The sequence below is a fragment of the Nocardia sp. NPDC006982 genome (assembly GCF_042869435.1).
Taxonomy (GTDB): Bacteria; Actinomycetota; Actinomycetes; order Mycobacteriales; family Mycobacteriaceae; genus Nocardia.
This window is the reverse complement of sequence record NZ_JBIAFV010000075.1, coordinates 1-1,952: the sequence shown is the minus strand read 5'-3', so window position 1 is coordinate 1,952 and position 1,952 is coordinate 1. Positions and strand designations below refer to the sequence as shown.

Sequence of the window (1,952 nt, the reverse complement as noted above, 5' to 3'; positions counted from 1 at the left end):
CGCTTCGACGACTCGGACGCGAGACGGGCCGCGAACTCCTCGCTCGTAAGACTCGCTCCGTGGTGGTTGACGGGGCGGGACGTTCGGCACCTGGTACACGCCTGCCGGATGCCGCGCCTGCGTCGCATGCGCTTCGACGACTCGGACACGAGACGGGCCGCGAACTCCTCGCTCGTAAGACTCGCTCCGTGGTGGTTACGCCGCGAAGCAACCTTTCGGCATGAGTACCCGATCTAGTAAACCGGCAGTGACTTGTCGACCTGATTCGCCCAGGCGACGATGCCGCCCTGCACGTGCGAGGCGTCGGCGAAACCTGCGTTCTTCAGGACCGCGAGTACCTCCGCCGAGCGGATACCGGTCTTGCAGTGCAAGACGATCGGCCGGTTCTGCGGCAGATCCGACAGCGCCTCACCGGAGAGGAATCGATCCTTCGGGATGAGCTTGGCGCCCTCGATGTGCACGATGTCCCATTCGACGGGCTCGCGCACGTCGATGAGCTCGATTTCCTTGCCCGCGTCCAGCAGCTCCTTGAGCTCGCGCGCGGTAATCGTCGAACCCGCGGCCGCGGCCTGGCCCTCCTCGGACACCACACCGCAGAACGCCTCGTAGTCGATCAGTTCGGTGATCGGCTGACGCTCCGGATCGCGGCGCAGCTTGATGGTCCGGTAGTTCATATCCAGTGCGTCGTAGACCATGAGACGGCCGAGCAATGGTTCACCGATGCCGGTGATCAGCTTGATCGCCTCGGTAACCATGATCGAACCGATGGAGGCGCACAGCACGCCGAGGACACCGCCCTCGGCGCAGGAGGGCACCATGCCGGGCGGCGGGGCCTCCGGGTAGAGATCGCGGTAGTTGATGCCGCGACCGTCCGGTGCGTCCTCCCAGAAGACCGACACCTGGCCCTCGAAGCGGTAGATGGAGCCCCAGACATAAGGCTTGCCCGCCAGCACCGCGGCGTCGTTGACCAGGTAGCGGGTGGCGAAGTTATCGGTGCCGTCGACGATCAGGTCGTACTCGGCGAACAGCTCGACGGCGTTCTCCGGCTCCAAGCGGATCTTGTGCAGCCGGACCTCGATGCCGGAGTTGATCTCGAGGATGGAATCGCGCGCACTGTCGGCCTTCGGGCGGCCGATGTCGGATTCGCCGTGGATGATCTGGCGCTGCAGATTGGACGCGTCGACCTCGTCGAATTCGACGATGCCGAGCGTGCCGACACCGGCGGCCGCCAGATACAGCAGTGCGGGCGAGCCGAGCCCGCCGGCGCCGATTACCAGCACCTTGGCGTTCTTCAGCCGTTTCTGCCCGTCCACACCCAGGTCCGGGATGATCAGATGACGGCTGTAGCGGGCGATCTCGTCCTTGGTCAGCTCCGCGGCCGGTTCGACCAGCGGCGGCAGGGACTTCGGTGATGACACGTCCAGGGCTCCTCGAATCAATTGGCCGATCGCACTGTGGTGGCTCAGCGCCTTAATACTCAACACCGACAATCGGGCCGTTCTTCCCGACCATGGTCTCGCACCACCAACCCAAGCCCCTGAGCGGGTATACACCCGGCGCCGACCTGCCCACTCACTCGACAACCACGGAGCGAGTCTTACGAGCGACCCGTTCGCGGCCCGTCTCGCGTCCAAGTCGTCGAAGCGCATGCGCCGCAGGCGCGAGTCTCGACGACCACCGAGCGAGTCTTACGAGCGACGTTCGCGGCCCGTCTCGCGTCCGAGCCGTCGAAGCGCATGCGCCGCAGGCGCGAGTCTCGACAACCACGGAGCGAGTCTTACGAGCGACGTTCGCGGCCCGTCTCGCGTCCGAGCCGTCGAAGCGCATGCGCCGCAGGCGCGAGTCTCGACAACCACCGAGCGAGTCTTACGAGCGACGTTCGCGGCCCGTCTCGCGTCCGAGCCGTCGAAGCGCATGCGCCGCAGGCGCGAGTCTCGACAACCACCGAGCGA

Annotated in this window: 1 protein-coding gene; it reads right to left on the bottom strand. The window is 65.9% G+C overall.

Going from position 1 to position 1,952, the window contains the following annotated elements; translation table 11 throughout:
• Positions 1–233: 233 nt before the first annotated feature.
• Complete coding sequence (gene moeZ, locus ACFYOW_RS49515) at positions 234–1,418, bottom strand: adenylyltransferase/sulfurtransferase MoeZ (RefSeq protein WP_387299143.1); 1,185 nt, start codon at positions 1,416–1,418, stop codon at positions 234–236.
• Between the last annotated feature and the right edge of the window lie 534 nt (positions 1,419–1,952).